Below are 20,930 nucleotides of genomic sequence, written 5' to 3'. Positions count from 1 at the left end.
CCCGGTCTAGATAGGGGGGGATGGACAGCCTGCCGGACCCCTCCCCCCGCCCCACCGCCGAGGGCGCCTCGCCAGCCATGGCGCAATGGTTCGCCGCCAAGGCGGACTACCCGGATGCCTTGCTTTTCTTCCGCATGGGCGACTTCTTCGAGCTGTTCTTCGCCGATGCCGAGGCGGCGTCGGAGGCGCTCGACATCGCGCTGACCTATCGCGGCGAGCACCAGGGCCAGAAGATCCCGATGTGCGGCGTCCCCGCCTTTAGCCATGAGAGCTACCTGGCCCGGCTGATCCGCCGCGGCTTCCGCGTCGCCATCTGCGAGCAGATGGAGACGCCGGAGGAAGCGAAGCGCCGCAAGGCCCCCGCCGTGCGGCGCGAGGTGGTGCGACTCGTCACCCCCGGCACGGTGACCGAGGAGACGCTGCTGGAGGCCGCCCGCCCCGCCTGGCTGCTGGCCCTCGCCCCGGGCGAGGAGAAGCTCGGCGCCGCCTGGCTCGACCTCTCGACCGGCGCCTTCGAGACGGAGACGCTGGCGCCGGCCGACCTCCACGCGTTGCTCGCCCGCCTCGAGCCCTCCGAGGTGCTGGCCCCGGCCGCCCTCGCCCTCCCCGGTGCGGTGGAGACGCCGGTGCCGCGCGACGCCGCCCGCCGCGTCGCCGAGGCTTATGGTGTCGGCACGCTGGACGGGTTCGGCGAGTACCACCCGGCCGAGATCGCCGCCGCCGCCATGGCGCTCAGCTACCTAAAGGCGACGCAAAAGGGCGCCAACAGCGAGGCGCTGGCGCACCTCTCCCGCCCGGTGCCGCGCGGCAGCCAGGGCGTGCTGCAGATGGATGCCGCCACGCGGCGCAGCCTCGAAATCCTCCGCTCGGAGCGTGGCAGCGCACGCGACTGCCTGCTCGGCGCCGTCGACCGCTGCGTGACGGCGGCCGGCAGCCGGCTGCTCGCCGCCCGCCTCGCCTGCCCGCTGGCCGAGGCGACGCCGATCCGCGCCCGGCACGATGCCGTCGCCGCGCTGCTCGCCGCGCCCGCGCTGCGGGGCGCCATCCGCGCGGCGCTGAAGGGCGCCCCGGACATGGCCCGCGCCCTCGCACGGCTCTCCCTCGACCGCTTCGCCCCGCGCGACCTGGCGGCGATCCGCGACGGCCTCGCCCGCGCCGCTATCATTGCCGAGGCGCTGGCGCAGGCCGACATCCCTCCCCTGCTCGCCATGGCCGCCGCCGCGCTGCGGCCGGAGCCCGATCCGGCGCCTGAGCTCGCTCGCGCGCTCGCCGAGAGCCTGCCGGCGCGGCTCGACGATGCCGGCATCGTCGCCCCCGGCTATGACGGCCAGCTCGATGCGCTGCGCCGCCTGCGCGATGATGCCCGGGGCGCCATCGCCGCGCTTCAGCTCGACCTGTGCCAAGCCTGGGGCGTCGCCGCGCTGAAGATTCGCCACCACCAGCAATTCGGCTACCTCGCCGAGCTGCCTGCCGCCGCGGGCGAGAAGCTGCTGCGGGACCCGCCGGCCAAGGCCAGCGGCGACTTCGCCCCGATCCACCGCCAGACCATGGCGAACGGCGTGCGCTTCACCTGCGCGGCGCTGGCGGGCCTCGACCGCCGTCTCTCGGAAGCGGCGGACGAGGCGTCGCGGCGCGAGAAGCTCATCACCCGCCACCTCCGCAGCCTGTGCCTCAAATCCGCCGCCGGCATCGCCCGCGCGGCCGAGGCGCTGGCTGAGATCGACATCCAGGCCGCCAGCGCCGAACTCGCCGCCGATGGCGGCTGGTGCCGGCCGGAGGTCACCGAGCGGCCGGACTTCGCCATCGCCGCCGGGCGCCACCCGGTCGTCGCCGCGGCACTCGCCCGCAGCCGCAGCGGCGCCTTCGTGCCGAATGACTGCGACCTCTCGGCCGGCCAGCGCATCTGCCTGCTGACCGGGCCGAACATGGCGGGCAAGTCCACCTTCCTCCGGCAGAACGCGCTCTTCGTCGTGCTCGCCCAGGCCGGGCTCTTCATCCCGGCCGAAAGCGCGCGCATCGGGCTGACGGACCGGCTCTTCTCTCGCGTCGGCGCTTCGGACGACCTGGCGGGCGGGCGCTCGACCTTCATGGTGGAGATGGCGGAGGCGGCGGCGATCCTGAACCTCGCCGGGCCGCGCTCGCTCGTCGTGCTCGACGAGGTGGGGCGCGGCACGGCGACCTGGGACGGGCTCGCCATCGCCTGGGCGGTGCTGGAGGCGCTGCACGACCGCACCCGCTGCCGCACCATCTTCGCCACCCATTTCCACGAACTGACGGCGCTGGCCGGCAAGCTGCCGGAGTTGCAACTGGCAACGATGCGCGTGCGCGAATGGCGGGGCGAAGTCGTCTTCCTGCACAGCGTTGCGCCCGGCACGGCGGAGCGGAGCTGGGGCCTGCATGTGGCGAAGCTCGCCGGCGTGCCGCGCGCCGTGCTCGCCCGCGCCGGCCAGGTGCTGGCCTCGCTGGAGGAGCGGGCGCGCGGCCTCGACCCGCTGGCCGAGGAGATGCCGCTCTTCGCCCGCCCCGCCGGCCCGGCGCCGGACCATCCGGTGCTGGCGGCGCTCGCCGCCCTCGACCTGGACAGCCTCTCGCCGCGGGAGGCGCAGGAGATGGTTTATCATCTCAGAAGCCTCATGGATGGCGCTGTCAACCGCGCGTAAGTCGCGTTAGGCTGAAGGGAATGACCAAAGCGGCGACCTTCCCGGCCCGGGGCGAGACCCCCCGGCCCCATGCCCCGGCCGATGCGCCCGGGGTCCTTCCGGACCTGATCGCCGAGCTGGTGGCGGGCCCCTTGCGGCGCGAACAAGCCCTCGATCTGTTGCGCGGCCATCTCGGCCGTATCCAGGGCCGGGTGCAGGAGGCCTTCGAGAGCCATGAGCTGGACGGCCTGCCCGCCGCCCGCTGGCTGGCAGCCCTGGCCGATGGGCTGATGAGCGCCATCCACGCCTATGGCCTCGCCATGGTCCCGCCGGGCAACGCGGCGGAGAAGGCCGAGGCGCCCTTCGCCCTCGTCGCCACCGGCGGCTATGGGCGCGGCGTGCTCGCGCCCTTCTCCGACATCGACCTGCTCTTCCTCACCGACCAGCAGGCGGGGCCGAGGGCGCAGCGGGTGGTGGAGTTCATCCTCTACCTGCTCTGGGATCTTGGGCTGAAGGTCGGCCACGCGACGCGCAGCATCCGCGACTGCATGGAGGAGGCCGGGCGCGATGCCACGGTGCTGACCGCGCTGGTCGATGCCCGCTTCCTGGTCGGCGAGCGGCCGGTCTTCGAGCGGTTCAGCGCCGTTTTCGATGCGCAGCGGCGCGAGCGCGGCATCGGCCCCTTCCTCGCCGCCAAGCGGCAGGAGCGGGCCGGGCGGCATGCCCGCTACGGCGACAGCCCCTTCCTGGTCGAGCCGCATGTGAAGGAGGGGCGCGGAGGCCTGCGGGATTTGCAGACCCTCTACTGGCTCGCGCGCTACGCCTTCGGCACCCAGCGCATGCCGGAGCTGGTCGGCGAGGACAGTCCGGGCGGCGGCCTCCTCACCGAGCATGAGGCGCGCGCCATCCGCCGGGCCTGGAACTTCCTCTGGACTGTCCGCTTCCACCTCCATTACGTCGCCGGGCGGGCGGAGGAGCGTCTGACCTTCGACTTCCAGCCCGTGGTCGGCGCGCGCATGGGCTATACGCCGCGCGGCCGGCAGGACGGCGTCGAGCGCTTCATGAAGCACCTGTTCCTCACGGTGCGCGACGTGCTGCGGCTGACCCGCGTGCTGGAGCCGGCGATCGAGCGTGCGTCGCTCGGCCCGCCCGCCATCCGCCGCCAGGGCGATGCGGCGCTGGCCGAGGCCGGCCTCGCACTCGCCGACGGCAAGCTGGTGGCCGCACCGCCGAACCGCGACTTCGCGCGCGAGCCGGTGCTGATGCTGCGCATCGTCAAGGCGGCACGCGACCGAAAGATGGAGATCCATCCCCTCGCCATCCGCGCCCTGATCCGCAATGCGCACCACGCCGCCCTGCTGCGCGGCCAGGCGGAGGCGAATACCCTCTTCCTGGACATCCTCACCGGGCGCGACGCCGCGCTCTGGCTCAGGCTGATGAACGAGACGGGCTTCCTCTCGCGCTTCATCCCGGACTGGGCGCGCATCGTCGGGCTGATGCAGTTCGACACCTACCATGTCTTCACCGTCGACGAGCACACGATCGAGGCGATCGGCGTGCTGCAGCAGATCGAGCGGGGCGAGCTGGGCGAGATCGCGCCCGTCGCCTCGGAGCTGATCGGGCAGCTGCAATCGCGGCGCGCGCTCTACATGGCCTGCCTGCTGCACGACATCGCCAAGGGGCGCGGCGGCGACCACTCGGAACTCGGCGCGCGCATCGCCACGGAGGTCTGCCCGAAGCTCGGCCTGACGCCGGAGGAGACGGAGACGGTCTCCTGGCTGGTGCTGCATCACCTGCTGGTCAGCCAGACCGCCTTCAAGCGCGATATCGAGGACCCGAAGACCATCCTCGACATCGCCGACCTGGTGCAGTCGCCGGAGCGGCTGCGACTGCTGCTGGTGCTGACCGTCTGCGACATGCGCGCGGTCGGGCCGAAGGTGTGGAACGGCTGGAAGGCGACGCTGCTGCGCGAGGTCTACTGGCGCGTGGCGGAGGTGCTGGCCGGCGGCCTCTCCGTGCCGGAGCGCGACGTGCGCGTGGCGCGCGCGCGGGATGCGGCGGGCGCCATGCTGGAAGCCTGGCCGGCGGCGGACCGGGAGAAGTTCCTCTCCCTCGGCTATCCCGGCTACTGGCTCTCCTTCGATGCCGAGACCCATGCCCGCCATGCCGCGCTGATCCGCGAGGCGGAGGCGGTGCAGGCGCCGCTCACCGTGCGGACGCGGGTGATGGAGGCCCGCGCCGTGACGGAAGTCACGGTCTATGCCGCCGACCATCCGGGGCTGTTCAGCCGCATCGCCGGCGCGCTCGCCGTCGCGGGCGCCAGCATCGTCGATGCGCGCATCCACACGCTGACCAACGGCATGGCGCTCGACACCTTCTGGGTGCAGGACGCGATGGGCGGCGCCTTCGATGCGCCGCACCGGCTGGCGCGGCTCTCCGTGCTGATCGAGCAGGCGCTGTCGGGGCGGCTCCGGCTGCGCGACGAGATCCGCAAGGTCCGGCGGGAGCCGGCGCGGCTGCGCGCCGTCACGGTGCCGCCGCGCGTGGTCTTCGACAACCATGCGAGCAACACCCACACCGTCATCGAGGTGAACGGGCGCGACCGGCCGGGCCTGCTGCATGACGTGACGGCGGCGATCAGCGACCAGGGGCTGCAGATCGCCTCCGCGCATATCACCACCTATGGCGTGCGGGCGGTGGACGTCTTCTACGTGAAGGATGTCTTCGGCCTGAAGGTGGAGAATGAGCGGAAGCTCGCCCCGCTGCGCCGGGCGGTGGAGGCGGCGCTGACGCCGCCGGGGGGCGAGGGCGGCGGCATGGTGGCCGTGACGCCGCGGGCGGCGGCCGACCCGGCGTGATCCTATCGGCGGCTGGCGCGTTGGCTCTTCCGAACCCAACGAGAAGAGAGACGCCATGCCGCCGGAACCCGATCGCCGCAGCAATATCGAGCCGCAGGAGAACCTGACCAGCAGCCATGGCCCGCATGCGCCGCAGCGGGACAAGACCAATCAGTACAAGCCCTCGCCCGGTGAGAACAACAACCGCAACGACGCGAAGGCGCCGGGCGGGCCGGTGAATATCGGCGTCAAGGGCGGGGTGCCGGACGACAACGGCCCCGAGGGCGCCGGGCAGGAGGAGGACCGGGCGACCGGCCTCGGCAAGAAGGACAGCACGGCGGGCCTCGCCCAGGAGTAGTCAGCCGGAGGCGATGCCGCTTTCCTCGTGGCGTCGCTTCTCAACCTCGTCGCCATAGCGGCGGAGGAGGTGGGCCTCGGTCAGCAGGCCGATGACGCGGCGGCCGGGGCCGTCCACCACTGCCATCGCCTCCGCCTCCGCCGCCTCGAAGGCGGACATGGCGATGCGGGCGTTCATGCTCGGCAGCAGGACGCGGTCGGTCAGGTGGAGCAGGCTTTCGAGGCTGGCCTCGGGCGGGGCGGCGTGGGCCTCGGGCACCGAGACGATGCCGGCGTAGCGGCCGCCCTCGCCCAGCACCACCACCCGGCTCACCGCGCCGAGGGGGAAGCGCTGGCGGAAGGCGGGCAGATCCATGGTCAGCGGCGCGGTCTGCACCTCGCGGCGCATCAGGCTGCCGACGGTGAGGTCGTTCACCCAGCCTATGTCATGGGCACTGCGGATCGCCTCGCCGCGCAGGTGGAAGCGCCAGGTGGCGAAGGAATAGCCGAACAGCCGCCGCACGATCAGGCCGGAGACCGCGACGGCGGCCAGCACCGGGCCGCTGACGGCGAGGCTGCCCGTCGTCTCGAGCGCGAGGAAGGTCATCGCCAGCGGCGCGCCGATGACGGCGGCGCCGAAGGCGCTCATGCCCACGATGGTGAGGATCAGCGGGTCCGGCCCGGGCGGCGAGAGCATCGCCAGCAGGGCGGCGACGAGCTTGCCGCCGAGCGCGCCGATCAGCAGCGAGGCGAAGAACAGCCCGCCGCGGAAGCCGCTGCCGAGCGAGAGGATGGAGGCCATGGCCTTCACCACCAGCAGGACGAGGATCGGCCAGGCCGGCGCCTCGGTCATGAAGGCCATGTGCAGCGCGCCATGGCCGGCCGAGAGGGCAACGGGCGAGATCAGCGCCAGCCCACCGACCGCGAGGCCGCCTGCCATCAGCCGCAGCGTGGAGGAAGGGATGCCGCGGGCGAGCAGGCTTTCGGTGAGGCCGACGCCACGCATCAGCGCGATGCCGCCGAGGCCGGAGAGGGCGCCGACCAGCAGGGCGAGCGGGTAGTAGACCGGATCGACGACGCTCGGCGCCGCCGTCTCCACCACATAGGTGCCGGCCTCGAGGGCGCGGGCGACGAGGACGGCGCTGACGGCGCTCGCCACCACCGGGAAGAGGGCGGCGATGCTGTAGGTGCCGATGACGAGTTCGAAGGCGTAGAAGGCGCCGGTGAGCGGGGCGTTGAAGGCGGCGCCGATGGCGCCCGCGGTGCCGGCGCCGACCAGGATCCGCAGGTCGCCGCGGCGGAGCGAGAAGGCGCGGCCGAGGCGGGAGGCGAGGCCGCCGCCCACCTGCGTATAGCCCGCCTCCAGCCCGACCGAGGCGCCGACGCCGTTGGAGAGCACCGTCTGGGCGCCGACGACGACGCCGTCGGTCAGCGAGAGGCGGCCGCCGCGGAGCGCATTGGCCTCGATCGGGTCCACGGGCGCGCCAGGGCGCCAGCGGCGGATGGCGCGGTTCAGCCCGGCCAGCGCCAGGCCGCCGAGGCAAGGCACCAGCAGGAGCTGCCAGGTGGTCAGGCGCGTCGCGGCGGAGAGGCGGAGATGCGGGTCGAGCCCGTAGAGCAGGCGTTGCAGGCCATGGGCGGCGGCGCCCATCCCCCAGGCGAGGAGGCCGACGCCGATGCCGATCAGCACAGCGAGGGCGACCACCGCGATCTCGCTGCCGCGGACCCAGCCGCGGAGGCGCGTCGCCAGATGGGTCCAGCGGCGCATCAGCAGCATCCGGCGGCGGAGGGCGAGCGTGGTCATGCCCGATGGTCATTGCCGCAACGGGGCGCGACTGGCGAGGGGGTTGTGGGGGCGGAGGCTAAAGGTTTGAGGGCGGGGATGGGGAAGGGGTTGGGATCGTTGGGGATTTCGGGGAAATTTAGGATTTTAGGGATTTAGGCGCGTTGGCGGGGACGGTTCGCTTCGGGCGGCAACCAGGCATGGCGCACGGCTTTTCGGAGGCGGCTTTGCGCCCAATTCGGCCACTTACTCGCCGTTGTCGTCTCCTTGAAGGCGGACAAGGCTTTTCAACAGGCCGATGGCTGAGTTGGGTGGGAAGCGGCCTCCACACCGTCTGCAGCGCATCCAAAGCGCCTGCCCAACGCTTCCGCCGAGGGTGCGCGGCGGTGGTGCCGCGGCTCGGCACGTCCAAAGCGGCTGACGGAAGCGTCCGGCCCGCCCGCGTCACGTTCCAGCTTTGTTAAGGCCTATGTCGTAGAGCTTCGCTCATCCGCTGCAACGCACGGGGCGGACTCAGGAACGGAGTGGGACCTTTGGACGGAATGATGGGTGTCATCGGCTTCGGGAAAGCCGACATCGACAACGTGCTTTCCAAAATGTCGACGGCCGATATCGACAAGCTCGCCTTCGGCGCCGTCGAACTCGACCGGACCGGCAGAATCCTCCGCTACAACGCGGCGGAGGGGGCGATCACCGGCCGCGACCCGAAGGCGGTGATCGGCCGCAACTTTTTCACCGAGGTCGCGCCCTGCACCAATACGCCGGGTTTCCGCGGCGTCTTCGACAAGGGCGTGGCCTCGGGCGACCTCAACACGATGATTGAATACACCTTCGACTACAACATGAAGGCGACGAAAGTGAAGGTGCACATGAAGAAGGCCCTGGCTGGCGACAACTACTGGGTCTTCGTCAAGCGCCTGTGACATGCGGGCCGGCGATGGGGTCGCGCCCGCGACGGGCGACAATTGCGGCCCCTTCGCCGGCCTTCCTCGCACGAGATTCCCATGCACGAGCATGATCCGCCCAGTGCGCTGACGCCCTCCACTGCGCTGCCGCCCTGGTGGCACGGTTCCGGCGCCCTGGAGCGCGTCGTCGCCGACCTGATCGCGCACGAGTTCCGCGCCCTGCGCCCGAGGACCGCCTTGCCGGCGCCGCCCTGGCCGCTGGACCTTGCGCTCTGCGAAAGAGGCCTTGGGCTCGACTCGCTCGATCTGCTCGCGGTCGCCGGCGCCTTGTCCGAGCTGCTGCAACTGCATGAGAGCGGCATCGAGGACTACCTGCTGACCCGTCGCGGCTTCGGGGACTGGCTGCAGGTCGCCCGGGCGGGGCTGGCGCGGCACGATCGAGCACTCACCTTCCGTACCTCCGGCAGCACCGGCCTGCCGAAGCCTTGCCCCCATCCGCTCGTCCGGCTCGAGGCGGAGGCGGAATTTTGGGGGGACCTGTTCGCCGGCCGCCGACGCGTGCTCGCCGCCGTGCCGGCGCACCACATCTACGGCCTGATCTTCACGGTGCTGCTGCCGCGCCATTTCGGCGAGGACGCAGTGCTGGATCTTCGCGGGCATTCCCCGGCAGCGCTGCGCAGGCTGCTTCGCCCGGGCGACCTCGTGGTGGGTCACCCGGTCTGGTGGAGCGCCGTCGCCCGGGGGCTGCCCGAGGGCGTTCCCGTCGACGTCGTCGGCGTGACCTCCACCGCACCCTGCCCCGAGGCGACCGCGAGGGCGGTCCTGGCCGCGGGCTTCGCGCGGCTCGTACAGGTCTACGGCTCCTCCGAGACGGCCGGCATCGGGTGGCGCGAGGCGCCCGAGGCGCCGTCCGCGCTGCTGCCGGGCTGGCGCCGCGGGACGGCAGGCCTGGTCCGCGGGGAGGCTTCCATCCCCCCACCAGACCGCCTGGACTGGGAGGATGCGTGCCGCTTCCGGGTGCTTGGGCGGCATGACGGCGCGGTGCAGGTCGGCGGCGTTAATGTGCACCCCGAACGCGTTGCGGCCGTGCTGCGCGAGCATCCTCAGGTTGTCGAGGCGACGGTGCGGCTCATGCGGCCCGAGGAGGGGGACCGGCTGAAGGCTTTCGTGGTGCCCCGCCAGGGCGGGACCGGCGAGGAAGCTCTGCGGGCGATCCTCGTCGCGCATGTCGAGGCACGGCTGCCGCCGCCTGAGCGGCCCCGCGCCTTCGCCTTCGGGCCCGCCCTCCCGCTCTCGCCGGCAGGCAAAGCCGCAGACTGGCCCGCCCTGTAGTCCCGGTCACCGACCGGTCGATCCCGGAGTGAGGGCGTGGCTGCAGGTCTCGCCCCCAGCATCGGACGGCCCGTGTCGCATCCCGCGCAGCCCAACCGGGATTGCGCCGCCGCGGCCGCTGTCTCCTATGCTCCACCAGAAAGCGGACCTGCCGCTTCCGGCCAAGCCCGTTCGTTCGGATCACCGCTGCGAGGGTCCGTTTGGGCCGCGAATGCCGACATCCCGGCGCTTCAAACACAAACTCCCCAGGCCCAAGGTTTCCAAAGGCCCTTCGGCCTTTGGCGGGGAGAGCCCGAGAGGAGCAGCGCCCCTCTCGCAGCACGCTGGATGATAGTTTTCCTATACACTCATTCCGCTTTGCAATCAAGCAATTCCCGCCCGCGCGCCGTCGCCACCACCTGCACCTCACCGGTGCCGCTGCGCTCCAGGGCGACGAAGCCGCCATCCACCGCGTCCTCCCAGACCGTCAGCCGGGGGCAGGAGGTGCGCCAGGCCTCCAGCACCTCGCGGTAGGGCCGGGGGGTGGTGGCGACGGAGGCAACGAGGTCGCGGATCAGCGGGGTGATGACGTCCTGCATGGGGGTCACTCCGGGGGGGCGAGAAGGTAGCTGCCATAGAGGATGTAGGTGCCGGAGACGGCGGCGATCAGCCGGTCGGTCCAGCGGCGGTATTGGCTGTCGGTCATCGCTTCGAGGATGCGGCGGGCGAGCGTCGTGCCGAGGATGGAGCAGAGCACGGCGGCGAGGGCGACCGGCCAGTCGAGGCCGGCGGTTTGGCTGGCGAGGCCGCTGAAATAGGCGAGCTTCAGCGCGTGGCCGAGGATTTGGCCGGCCGCCTTGGTCGCCACGATCTGGCGGCGGTCGAGGCCGACGCCCAGGAAGAAGCGGTCGATGAGGGGGCCCGCGACGCTGGTGAGGAGCATCAGCGACATCGCCACCGTGCCGTAGGCGAGGCCCTGCGCCGGGTTGTGCGGGTCGGGGGCGAGGCGGGGGGCATCAGCTTCACCAGGAAGGGAGTGATGCCGAGGGCGAGCAGGGCGAGCGGCTTGTCGGGCACCCAGCCGATCAGGCTCTATATCGACGACGACCTGGCGGCGGGGCGGCTGGTGGCGCCGTTTCCCCGCTTCGTCTCCAAAGGGGGAGGGTGGTTCCTGGTGCATCAACCTTTTCGCGCAGGGGAGCCGGCCTTCGACGCCTTCGCGCGATGGATCATGGCTGCCGCAGAAGCCTCGCCCCCGGCATGAATCCAGGCTAGAGGGCGCGCCATGCTCAAAGGCGTCCTCACCGTTGGCGGCTGGACCATGGCCAGCCGCGTCCTCGGCTTCGCGCGGGATATGTTCATCGCGGCCCGGCTCGGGGCCGGGCCGGTGGCGGACTGCTTCTTCGTCGCGCTGAAGTTGCCGAACCTGTTCCGGCGGCTGTTCGGCGAAGGGGCGTTCAACGCCGCCTTCGTGCCGGCCTTCGCGGGGACGCTCGCCGTGCAGGGGCCGCGAGTCGCTCAGCAGCTGGCGGAGCGGATGGCGGCGTTGATGACGCTGTGGCTCTCGCTGCTCGTTGTCATCGGCATGATCACCATGCCGCAGCTGATGCAGGTGCTGGCGCCGGGCTTCTCGGACGACCCGGCGAAGTTCCAGCTGGCGATCGAGCTGACGCGGATCACCTTCCCCTATCTGCTGCTGATCTGCCTTACGGCGCTGGTCTCGGGCGTGCTGAACGGGCTGGACCGGTTCGCCGCCGCCGCTGCCGCGCCGATCTTCTTCAACCTGCTGTCGATGGCCTCGCTGCTGGTGCTGACGCCCTATGTGGCGACGCCGGCCCATGCGCTGGCCTGGGGTGTCACCGTCTCGGGGGCGGTGCAGCTGGGGCTGGTGCTCTGGGCCTGCGCGCGGGCGGGGATGGCGCTGCATTTCCTCAGGCTGCCGAGCCTGGCGCCGGAGGTCAGGCAGGTGCTCAGGCGGATGATTCCGGGGATCATCGGGGCGGGGGTGACGCAGCTCAACCTCGCGGTCGATGTCATCATCGCCAGCTTCCTGCCGGCGGGGGCGGTGTCCTACCTCTACTATGCCGACCGGGTGGGGCAGCTGCCGCTCGGCGTCATCGGCGCGGCGGTGGGGACGGCGATGCTGCCGCTGCTGTCGCGGCAGGTGCGGTCGGGGGAGAGCCTGTCGGCGCATCGGACGATGAACCGGGCGGCGGAGCTGTCGCTGCTGCTCTGCCTGCCGGCGGCGGTCGGGCAGGCGGTGGCGGCGGGGCCGATCGTCATCGTGCTGTTCCAGCGGGGCGTCTTCGGGTTGGCCGAGGCGGAGGCGACGGCGGCGGCGCTGGCGGCCTATGCGATCGGCCTGCCGGCTTATGTGCTGGTGAAGATCTTCGCGCCGGGCTTTTTCGCGCGGGGGGATACGGCGACGCCGGTGAAGGTGGGGTTCGCGGCCGTCGCGCTCAATCTGGCGCTCAACCTGGTGCTGACGCAGTGGCTCAGCCATGTGGGGGTGGCGTTGGCGACGGCGCTCTCCGCCTGGTTCAATGCGGTGATGCTGGGCGGGCTGCTGTGGCGGCGGGGGCATTTCCTCCCCGATCGGCGGCTCAGGCAGCGGGTGCCAAGGCTGGTGGCGGCCTCGGTGGTGATGGGGGCGGTGCTCTGGGGGATGGAGTGGCTGCTGTTTCCGGCGGGGCCGGGGTTCCGGTTCGCGGCGCTCGCCTTGCTGATCGCCTCGGGCTGCGTCGCCTATTTCGCGGCGGCGCATCTGCTGAGGGCGGTCAACCTGCTCGAGGTCAAGACGATGCTGCTCCGGCGGCGGCGGAAGGCCTGAGCGGCCGGATTTCGCTCAGCTACTTGGCGAAATTGTGCAGAAGGGCGGGCAGGGCCAGCAGCACGGCCGCCAGGACGGTGACCAGCGATATCGCCAGGAGGATGCCCATGCTGGCGGTGCCGGGGTGGGAGGAGAACGCCAGGGTGCCGAAGGCGCTGCCCGTCGTCAGCGCGCTGAAGAGCACGGCACGCGTCACCGCGGTCGGCAGCAGGGCCCGCTCGCCGGCCCGCCAGGCGACGACGTAGTAGATGTCGAAGGCGACGCCGATGCCGAAGAGCAGCGGCAGGGCGATGATGTTAGCGAGGTTCAGCGCCGGGCCGATTGTGGCGCAGATCGCCAGCGTGACGAGGCCGGCAAGCACCAGCGGGGCGAGGGCCAGCACGGCAAGACGGAGGCTGCGGAGCGCCAGCAGCAGCAGCAGGCAGGTCCAGGCGAGGCCGATGGCGCCGGCGAGCAGGAAGGCGTCGCGGATCGTGGCGGAGGAGGCGCGGATGGAGATCGCCATGCCGCTCGCGCCGGGCGCCACCGCCTCCACCGCCTCGGAGAAGCGGCGGAGGGCGGCGTTGTCGTCGGAGAGGTCGCGCGGCCAGGCCTCGATGCGGGCCTGGCCGTCGGCCGAGATCCAGTCGCGGCGGAGTTCGGCGGGGATGCTCTCCAGCGTCACCGGGGCGGCCTGGAGGACGTCGTTCAGCTGGGCGAGGGTCGCGGTCAGGCCAGGGAGAAGGGCGGAGGCGAGGCGGGCGCGGCCTTCGGGCGGGCCGGAGGCGAGGCGCGACAGCGCATCGGCGAGGCGGCGGGCCTCGGCGGCTTCGGGGCTGGCGCTCTGGGCAGCCTTCGACAGGCCTGCGGCGAGGTCGCGCAAGGCGGCGGCGGTGGCGGCGTCGTCGGGGGGCGGCTGGATCGTGGGCGGGGCGAGGGTCAGGGAGAGCAGGTCGGCGGCGTCCTGGATCAGGGCGAGCTTCGCCGGCTGGTCCTCGGGGACGAAGCTGGCCAGCGTCATCAAGCGGGCGATCTCGGGCAGGGCTTCGAGGCGGGCGGCGAGGGGTTGGGCGGCCTCCAGCGAGGGGGCGAGGACGTTCAGCGTGTTGGGCGTCGTCTCGGCCGAGTGCATCAGGTCGCGGAAGGTGGCGACGGCCTCGGATTGTGGGTCGCGCAGGTTCAGCGGGTTGAAGTCGAAGCCGAGGCGCGGAAGCGTGGCGGCGGCGGCCAGCGCCAGGACGGCGGTCAGGACGACCACGCGGCGATGGGAGAGGGCGCGCTCCACCGGGGCGAGGGCGGTCCAGCCGATCTCCCCCGGCTCGCCGGGGGGGGAGAGCAGGCGGAGCAGGGCGGGGAGCAGGGTCAGCGACAGGAAGGCGGCGACGAGCATGCCGACGCCGGCGATGGCGCCGAGCTCCGAGACGCCGCGGTAGCCGGTCGGCAGGAAGGCGAGGAAGCCGCCGGCGATGGCGAAGGCCGCGAGCAGGATGCCGGGGCCGGCGGCGCTGCCGGCCGCGGCGAGGGCCGGGGCCAGCCCGCCGGCTTCGTGGCGCTGCTCGCGGAAGCGGACGGCGTACTGGATGCCGAAATCGACGCCGAGGCCGATGAAGAGCACGGCGAAGGCGATGGAGAGCGGATTGAAGGGGCCGATGGCCAGCGCCCCGAAGGCGGCCGTCACCAGCAGGCCCAGGAGGAGGGTGGCCAGGACGGGCAGGATCAGCCGCCAGGAGCGCAGCGCCAGCCAGAGCAGCAGGGCGACCAAGGCGAGGGAGAGCAGCGTGTTGCGCACGGCGCCCTCGGCGACGGAGGCGAATTCCTCGTCGGCCATGGGAATTTCGCCGGTCATGCGGAAGCGGGTGCCGGGGATGTCGAGGCGGGTCGTGGCCTCGCGGATCGCCTCGGCGGCGGTGGCGCCGGGGCTCAGGGCGGAGAAGTCGAGGCGGGGGCGGACCAGGACGAAGCGGCGCAGCGCCTGCGGGTCCGGCGCGCGGCCGGTGAAGAGGGCGGCCCAGTCGGGCGGCGCGGTGCGGCCGGCGGCGGCGGCCTCGGCGGCGGGGGTAAGGGCCGCGAGCGGCGCCGATAGGTCGGAGAGCTTCGCCTCGCCGCGCTCGATGCCTTGCAGGATCAGGCCGAGGGCGGTGGCGAGGCCGCGCAGGCTCGGGTCGGCGGCGAGCGTCCCGAGCAGGGGCTGGGCGGCGATGATGCGCTCGGTGGTCTGGCGGACCTCGTCGGTGTCGAGGAAGAGCAGGGCGTTGCGGCGGAAGAAGGGCAGGGCGTCAGGGCGCTGGATGGCGAGGAAGAGGTCGTGGCGGCGCTCCAGCGCCTCGGCCAGGGCGGCGGCGGCGCGGTCGGCGGCATCGCCGGTCTCGCCATCGACGACGACGGCGATGACGCGCTCGCGCTGAGGGAAGGCGGTGGCGATGCGCTCCTCGGTCAGCCGCCAGGGGAGGTCGGCGGGGAAGAGCGCGTCCGTATCCGTGTTCATGGTGAAGCGGCTGCCGACCGCCAGCGCGCTCATCAGGGCGAGCGCCAGGGCGAGCAGCACCACGCGCCATGGCCGGTGCGCCGCGGCCCGGGCGAGGGCCGCGCCGATGCGGGCGAGCAGCATCAGTTACGCCTCGCGGTAGATCAGCAGGAGGAAGCCGATGCCGATGAGGCAGGCCGGCCAGAGCCAGCGGCCTACCTTCGCCAGCTCCGGCGGGCCGCGCAGCTCGGTCCAGCGGGCGCAGCCGGCGACCACCGCGAGCAGGGCGAGCGGCAGGTGCGACAGCTCGATGAGCTGCGCGTCCTTGATGTTGGAGATGGCGTGGGTGTGAGCCAGCAGCAGCACGCCGCCGGCGAGCATCGCTACCGGGAAGACGAAGCGGACGCGGCCGCGCAGCAGGCCGAGGCGGACCGACCATTCCGAGACGGCGAAGCCAACGACCAGGAGCGAGGCGAGCTTGTGCTGCACCACCTCCGGGTCGCGGAGGCTGTCGAGCAGGCCGATATCGCCGAGGGGCCAGGCCTCCGGGTCGGAGCGGATCAGCAGGAAGGCGGCGAGGCCGAGGAAGACCAGGGGCCAGTGCCGGGCGACGGGGACGCGGCCCGTCGCGTCGAGCAGGGCGGCGAGGCCGACCAGGAGGACCATGATGCCGGCCCAGTGGTGGTTGTACTCGCTCCAGGCGATGTCGGTGGCGTTGCGTGGGGGCAGCAGGCCCTCGCCGGGGGTGAAGGCCTGGGGGCGCTGGGCCGCTTCCCGCCGCTGCGCCTCGGCGTCGAGCTGGGCCTGCAGCGCCGGGATCGCCAGGTCGGCATGGTCCGGGCTGGTGAGGCGCGGCCATTGCGGGGTGAAGCGCTCGGTGATCTCGGCCCAGGTGACGCGGTCGTCGGGCAGGTCCATGGCCGGGGGGACGGAGGTGAGGGAGGCGGCGACGGCCAGCACCGCGATGCCGATCGCCATCTCCGCCTCGATGAAGCGGCGGAGGCGGAGGGTGCCGCCGGGCGAGGACGGGATGCGGTGGAGCAGGCGGTAGTTCATCGCCCCCAGCACCAGCAGCATCGCCAGCATGATGAGCTTGGATGCGGCCATGGAGCCGTAGGCGGTGCCGTAGACCGCCTCGACCGAGCCGATGAAGCCGAACCAGAAGCCGGCGCTGCCGAGCAGGATCAAGCCGACGCCGGTGGCGGCGAGCAGGGAATAGCGCTGGCCGGCCATGCGGGCGGAGGGGGGCGTCAGGCGCAGCGCGGCGATGAGGCAGGGCAGGCCGCCGAGCCAGAAGGCGGCGCCCGCCTGGTGCAGCGCGGTGGCGGCGAGGAGCATTGCCCGGCCTTCGGTGCGGGCGATGGCGTGGCTGCCGAAGGTGACGGCGACCAGCACCAGTACCGCGGCGCCGAGCAGGGCGAAGCGGCGGTCGCGGCCAGGGGCCTCGCGCGGCAGGGCGAGGGCGAGCAGGACCAGCATCGCCAGCAGGTCGAGGCCGGTCAGCACCACGAAATTGGCGCCGAGCAGGGCGCCGGGGCCGGTATCGAGCGTCGCCTGCAAGGCGCCGAAGCCCAGCAGGCCGAGCAGGAAGGTGGAGACGAGCGAGGCGATGCCGGCCGTGAGCACGGTGCGCCGGGCGATGGCGTGCAGCCGGGTGGCGTCGCCGGGTGGCATCAGCCGGCCGAGCGGGGCGGCGAGCAGCACCCAGAAGATCACCGAGCCGAGCAGGACGGTCCGCGCCACCAGCTCCATCGCATGGAGGATGACGCTGGCGAAGCCGTAAAGGTCGAGGAATTGCTCCACTTACGGGGCTTTCACGGTGAAGGGGATGTCGCCGCGGGTGATGTGGCCGTCGATCGCCAGCACCTGCCAGCGCAGGCGCCATTCGCCGGGGGCGAGGGTGGCGGGGAGGGGAGCCGTCAGCGCCACCGGATCGCCCCCCTCGGCGATGGGGAGGGTGGTCTGCGCGTTGTCGGCGCCGATCAGCAGCAGGCGGCTGCGGGCATGGTCGAGGCGGCTGTTGAAGCGGATCGTCACCTGGGGCGGGGCGGCGGCGAGGCTGGCGCCGGCCGTGGGCTCCGAGGTGACGACGATGGCATGGGCCGAGGCGGGGCCGGCGACGGCGCCCGAGAGGGCGAGGACCAGGGCGGCCAGCAAGGCGCGACGGGCAAGGGAAAGGCGGCGGGGCAAGGCAACCTCCGGTCGGGGGCAGGCCGCGCCGGGTGGCGGCGCGGAACTACTCCCCGGTTGCAACGGGGCGGCAAAGTGCAGCAAAACATCCGTGGCGCAAGATGCCGTGAGGCGGAACGACTGGCCGCCGGGGGTGTGGCTACGGCGTTCAGGCTAGGGGGCGGTGCTGATGCGGATTGTTCTGGCGCAGCCGAGGGGGTTCTGTGCCGGTGTCGTGCGGGCGGTGGATATCGTCGAGCGGGCACTCGAGAAATACGGCGCTCCCGTCTATGTGCGGCATGAGATCGTCCATAATCGCCGCGTGGTCGAGACGCTGGAGGCCAAGGGCGCCCGCTTCGTCGAGGCGTTGGCCGAGGTGCCGGCCGGGGCAGTGACCATCTTCAGCGCGCATGGCGTCTCCCGTGCCGTCGAGATCGAGGTGGAGGCGCGGGGGCTGCCGGTGCTGGATGCGACCTGCCCGCTGGTCTCCAAGGTGCATATCGAGGGGCGGCGCTACATCGCGCAGGGGCGGACGCTCATCCTCATCGGGCATGCCGGGCACCCCGAGGTGGAGGGGACGCTGGGGCAGATCCCGGGCGAGGTTCATCTGGTCGCGAGCGCGGCGGATGTGGCGGCGTTGCCGATCCCGCCTGACCGGCCGGTGGCCTTCGTCACCCAGACCACACTCTCGGTCGACGATACGCGCGGGATCATCGAGGCGCTGAAAGCCCGCTTCACGGACCTCATCGGTCCTGATACGCGGGACATCTGCTACGCCACCCAGAACCGGCAGACGGCGGTGCGCGAGCTGGCGCGGCGGGTGGACGTGTTGCTGGTTGTAGGAGCCGCCAACAGTTCCAACTCTAACCGCCTCCGGGAGATCGGGTCGGAGCAGGGGGTGCCCTGCTACCTGATCCCGGATGCCGGGGCGTTGCGGCCGGACTGGCTGCGCGGCGCGGAGGTGGTAGGGATCACGGCCGGGGCCTCCGCCCCGGAAAGCCTGGTGGAGGAGGTGATCGCGGCGTTGGGGCGGCTTGGCCCCGTCGAGGTCTCCGCCTTGCCGGGCATCGTCGAGGATGTGTCGTTCAAGCTGCCGTCGGCCCTCGTTGAACCCGAGGCGAGCGCGGCGAGCTGAGGAGCAGGTTTGCTATGGGTATCCCGCTGCGGCAGCAGATGAAGGTCGGCGCCTATGTGCTCAAGCAGCACATGCTGGGGCGCAAGCGCTATCCGCTCGTGCTGATGCTGGAGCCGCTGTTCAAGTGCAACCTGGCCTGCTCGGGCTGCGGCAAGATCGACTATCCGGATCCGATCCTGAACAAGCGCCTCTCGGTGGAGGAGTGCCTCCAGGCCGTCGACGAGACGGGCGTGCCGGTGGTGGCCATCGCCGGGGGTGAGCCGCTGCTGCACAAGGAGATGCCGCAGATCGTGGAGGGCATCCTCAAGCGCGGCAAGGTCGTCATCCTCTGCACCAACGCGCTGCTGCTCGAGAAGCGGATCGAGCAGTACAAGCCGCATCCGAACTTCACCTGGGACATCCACCTCGACGGCGACAAGGACCAGCATGACTGGGCGGTCAGCCAGAAGGGCGTCTACGACCGGGCGGTCGCGGCGCTGAAGGATGCCAAGCGCCGGGGCTTCCGCGTCGCCATCAACGCGACACTGTTCAACAACGCCGAGCCGGAGCGGATGGCGAAGTTCTTCGACGACGTCACCGCCATGGGCGTCGACGCCATCATGGTCTCGCCGGGCTATGCCTATGAGCGGGCGCCGGACCAGCAGCACTTCCTCAACCGCCGGAAGACGAAGGAGCTGTTCCGCGGCATCTTCGCCCGCGGCAAGGGGAAGGGGTGGAAGATGGGCAACAGCTCGCTCTTCCTCGACTTCCTGGCCGGCAACCAGACCTACAACTGCACGCCCTGGGGCAACCCGACGCGGAACATCTTCGGCTGGCAGCGGCCCTGCTACCTGCTGGGTGAGGGCTACGCCAAGAGCTTCAAGGAACTGATGGAGACCACCGACTGGGACAAGTACGGGGTCGGCAACTACGAGAAGTGCGCCGACTGCATGGTGCATTCCGGCTTCGAGGCCTCGGCGGTGATCGACTCGATCAAGCACCCGGTCAAGGCGATGGCGCGGCAGATGCGCGGGCCGAAGACCGAGGGCGAGATGGCGCCCGAGATCGACCTCTCGAACCAGCGGAAGGCGGATTTCGTCTTCTCCCGGCATGTGGAGCAGACCATGGCCGAGCTGAAGCACGAGCCGAAGCAGAAGCCGGTGCGCGGGGCGAAGCATGGCGGCACCCCGGCCGTCGCAGCCGAATAGGCCGAACGGGAATAGGCAGGGGGCGGGTTGCATCCGGGGCTAAAGCCGACCACGTTAGTCCGGAAATACGCCGAACTGGCAGGATCTGACCGATGTTCATCGAGACCGAAGGCACCCCGAACCCCGCCACCCTGAAATTCCTCCCTGGGCGGGAGGTGATGGGCAGCGCGGGCACCGCCGATTTCGCCTCCGCCGATGTGGCGGCGCGCAGCCCGCTCGCCAGCCGCATCTTCGCCCTCGGGGGCGTGGCGCGGGTCTTCCTCGGCGGGGATTTCGTCACCGTCACCCAGACCGGCGATGCCGACTGGGCGCAGCTGCGGCCGCAGGTGCTCGGCGCCATCATGGACCACTTCATGGCCGGGCTGCCGGTGCTCGACAGCGACGGCGATGCGGAGGACGAGGAATACGACGAGGCCGACGCCGAGATCGTCGACCAGATCAAGGAGCTGCTCGACACCCGCGTACGGCCGGCGGTGGCGGGGGATGGCGGCGACATCGTCTTCCGCGGCTACCGCGACGGCGTGGTGCGGCTGCACCTCCAGGGCGCGTGCTCGGGCTGCCCCTCCTCGCGTGCCACGCTGAAGCATGGCGTGGAGAATATGCTCCGGCATTATGTGCCGGAAGTCACGGCGGTGGAGCAGGTGGAGGCCTGAGCCTCATCACCATCGGTGATGGCGGTGATGGGCCCGGCGGGATTGGCGCCGGGCCGTGGCGGGGCGATACCGGTCGGCATAGCGAAGCCTTCAGGAGCTTGCCATGGCTGACCAGACCATCGATGCCGCCGCGCTCGATACCCTCTTCCGGACCGCGCGGACCCATTACAAGTGGCAGGACCGGCCGGTGCCGGACACCAAGCTCGCCGAGCTCTACGACCTGCTGAAATACGGGCCGACCAGCGCCAACTCGTCGCCGGCGCGCTTCGTCTTCATCCGCACGGCGGAGGGCAAGGAGAAGCTGCGGCCGGCGCTGTCCGAGGGCAATCTCGAGAAGACGATGACGGCGCCGGTCATCGCCATCGTGGCGCATGACACGCGCTTCTACGACGAGCTGCCGAAGCTCTTCCCCCATGCCGATGCGCGGTCCTGGTTCGCAGGCAACGACGCGCTGGCGGAGGTGACGGCGTTCCGCAATGGCAGCCTGCAGGGCGCCTACCTGATCCTCGCCGCGCGGGCGATCGGCCTCGATGCCGGGCCGATGAGCGGCTTCGACAATGCCAAGGTGGATGAGGCCTTCTTCGCCGGGACGAGTTGGAAGTCGAACTTCCTGGTCAATCTCGGCTATGGCGACGAGAGCGGGCTCTTCCCCCGCTCACCGCGCCTGACCTTCGACGAGGCGGCGCGGTTCGAGTAGGGGCC

Annotated in this window: 17 protein-coding genes; 11 read left to right on the top strand and 6 right to left on the bottom strand. The window is 71.6% G+C overall.

What is annotated here, in order from left to right:
* The first annotated feature begins 20 nt into the window (after nucleotides 1-20).
* Genes mutS through EP26_RS05675 form a run of 3 tightly spaced genes read left to right on the top strand, consistent with a single transcriptional unit; the run spans nucleotide 21 to nucleotide 5,834 of the window.
* The gene (gene mutS, locus EP26_RS05685) at nucleotides 21-2,660 is read left to right on the top strand and encodes a DNA mismatch repair protein MutS (RefSeq protein WP_043336751.1); all 2,640 of its coding nucleotides are present in this window, start codon (nucleotides 21-23) and stop codon (nucleotides 2,658-2,660) included.
* Nucleotides 2,661-2,680: 20 nt separating this feature from the next.
* Nucleotides 2,681-5,497, top strand: a complete 2,817-nt coding sequence (locus EP26_RS05680) for a [protein-PII] uridylyltransferase (RefSeq protein WP_084112344.1) — start codon at nucleotides 2,681-2,683, stop codon at nucleotides 5,495-5,497.
* Between the two features lie 55 nt (nucleotides 5,498-5,552).
* Nucleotides 5,553-5,834, top strand: coding sequence for a hypothetical protein (locus EP26_RS05675; RefSeq protein WP_043336748.1), 282 nt, complete (start codon nucleotides 5,553-5,555; stop codon nucleotides 5,832-5,834).
* Here EP26_RS05675 and EP26_RS05670 read toward each other — a convergent pair whose 3' ends face one another.
* Nucleotides 5,835-7,616 carry a chloride channel protein gene (locus EP26_RS05670; protein WP_169747362.1) on the bottom strand — a complete coding sequence of 594 codons (1,782 nt, stop codon included), beginning with the start codon at nucleotides 7,614-7,616 and terminating at the stop codon, nucleotides 5,835-5,837.
* A 524-nt stretch (nucleotides 7,617-8,140) separates the two neighbouring features.
* On the opposite strand from EP26_RS05670, the gene pyp reads away from it, so the two are divergent.
* Both pyp and EP26_RS05660 read left to right on the top strand, forming a co-directional pair.
* Nucleotides 8,141-8,518, top strand: a complete 378-nt coding sequence (gene pyp, locus EP26_RS05665; RefSeq protein WP_043336938.1) for a photoactive yellow protein — start codon at nucleotides 8,141-8,143, stop codon at nucleotides 8,516-8,518.
* 81 nt (nucleotides 8,519-8,599) lie between these two features.
* Nucleotides 8,600-9,832 (top strand): AMP-binding enzyme, encoded by a 1,233-nt coding sequence (locus EP26_RS05660; protein ID WP_052388840.1) that lies wholly within the window; start codon nucleotides 8,600-8,602, stop codon nucleotides 9,830-9,832.
* Nucleotides 9,833-10,179: 347 nt separating this feature from the next.
* On the opposite strand, the gene EP26_RS05655 is transcribed toward EP26_RS05660, so the two are convergent.
* The gene (locus tag EP26_RS05655; RefSeq protein ID WP_043336745.1) at nucleotides 10,180-10,410 is read right to left on the bottom strand and encodes a hypothetical protein; all 231 of its coding nucleotides are present in this window, start codon (nucleotides 10,408-10,410) and stop codon (nucleotides 10,180-10,182) included.
* A 5-nt stretch (nucleotides 10,411-10,415) separates the two neighbouring features.
* The gene (locus EP26_RS05650; RefSeq protein WP_157033416.1) at nucleotides 10,416-10,754 is read right to left on the bottom strand and encodes a hypothetical protein; all 339 of its coding nucleotides are present in this window, start codon (nucleotides 10,752-10,754) and stop codon (nucleotides 10,416-10,418) included.
* Nucleotides 10,755-10,850: 96 nt separating this feature from the next.
* Here EP26_RS05650 and EP26_RS31695 point away from each other — a divergent pair, with 96 nt between their 5' ends.
* Both EP26_RS31695 and murJ read left to right on the top strand, forming a co-directional pair.
* Nucleotides 10,851-11,075: a type 2 periplasmic-binding domain-containing protein gene (locus EP26_RS31695; protein ID WP_052388838.1), complete on the top strand. Its 225-nt coding sequence runs from the start codon at nucleotides 10,851-10,853 to the stop codon at nucleotides 11,073-11,075.
* 21 nt (nucleotides 11,076-11,096) lie between these two features.
* Entirely contained in the window at nucleotides 11,097-12,641 is a 1,545-nt protein-coding gene (gene murJ, locus EP26_RS05645; protein WP_043336743.1) for a murein biosynthesis integral membrane protein MurJ, read from the top strand.
* 19 nt (nucleotides 12,642-12,660) lie between these two features.
* On the opposite strand, the gene EP26_RS05640 is transcribed toward murJ, so the two are convergent.
* The 3 genes from EP26_RS05640 to EP26_RS05630 are packed head-to-tail and all read right to left on the bottom strand — an operon-like array spanning nucleotide 12,661 to nucleotide 17,274.
* The gene (locus EP26_RS05640; protein ID WP_043336741.1) at nucleotides 12,661-15,228 is read right to left on the bottom strand and encodes an MMPL family transporter; all 2,568 of its coding nucleotides are present in this window, start codon (nucleotides 15,226-15,228) and stop codon (nucleotides 12,661-12,663) included.
* A gap of 3 nt (nucleotides 15,229-15,231) precedes the next feature.
* On the bottom strand, nucleotides 15,232-16,887 hold the full coding sequence (locus EP26_RS05635) for a copper resistance D family protein (RefSeq protein ID WP_043336738.1): 1,656 nt from the start codon (nucleotides 16,885-16,887) through the stop codon (nucleotides 15,232-15,234).
* A complete protein-coding gene (locus EP26_RS05630) occupies nucleotides 16,888-17,274 on the bottom strand; it encodes a copper resistance CopC family protein (RefSeq protein WP_043336735.1) in 387 nt (128 codons plus the stop codon).
* 169 nt (nucleotides 17,275-17,443) lie between these two features.
* On the opposite strand from EP26_RS05630, the gene ispH reads away from it, so the two are divergent.
* The 4 genes from ispH (at nucleotide 17,444) to EP26_RS05610 (ending at nucleotide 20,925) form a co-directional block, all read left to right on the top strand.
* Entirely contained in the window at nucleotides 17,444-18,388 is a 945-nt protein-coding gene (ispH, locus tag EP26_RS05625) for a 4-hydroxy-3-methylbut-2-enyl diphosphate reductase (protein ID WP_043336934.1), read from the top strand.
* Nucleotides 18,389-18,402: 14 nt separating this feature from the next.
* Entirely contained in the window at nucleotides 18,403-19,575 is a 1,173-nt protein-coding gene (hpnH, locus tag EP26_RS05620) for an adenosyl-hopene transferase HpnH (RefSeq protein WP_043336734.1), read from the top strand.
* 92 nt (nucleotides 19,576-19,667) lie between these two features.
* On the top strand, nucleotides 19,668-20,228 hold the full coding sequence (locus tag EP26_RS05615) for a NifU family protein (protein ID WP_043336732.1): 561 nt from the start codon (nucleotides 19,668-19,670) through the stop codon (nucleotides 20,226-20,228).
* Between the two features lie 103 nt (nucleotides 20,229-20,331).
* Nucleotides 20,332-20,925, top strand: a complete 594-nt coding sequence (locus EP26_RS05610) for a malonic semialdehyde reductase (RefSeq protein WP_043336730.1) — start codon at nucleotides 20,332-20,334, stop codon at nucleotides 20,923-20,925.
* Nucleotides 20,926-20,930 lie beyond the last annotated feature (5 nt).

The organism is Belnapia moabensis DSM 16746 (assembly GCF_000745835.1).
In the GTDB taxonomy this organism is placed as follows: Bacteria; Pseudomonadota; Alphaproteobacteria; order Acetobacterales; family Acetobacteraceae; genus Belnapia; species Belnapia moabensis.
The sequence above is the reverse complement of the archived record's forward strand: the minus strand, read 5'-3'. Positions and strand labels throughout refer to the sequence as shown.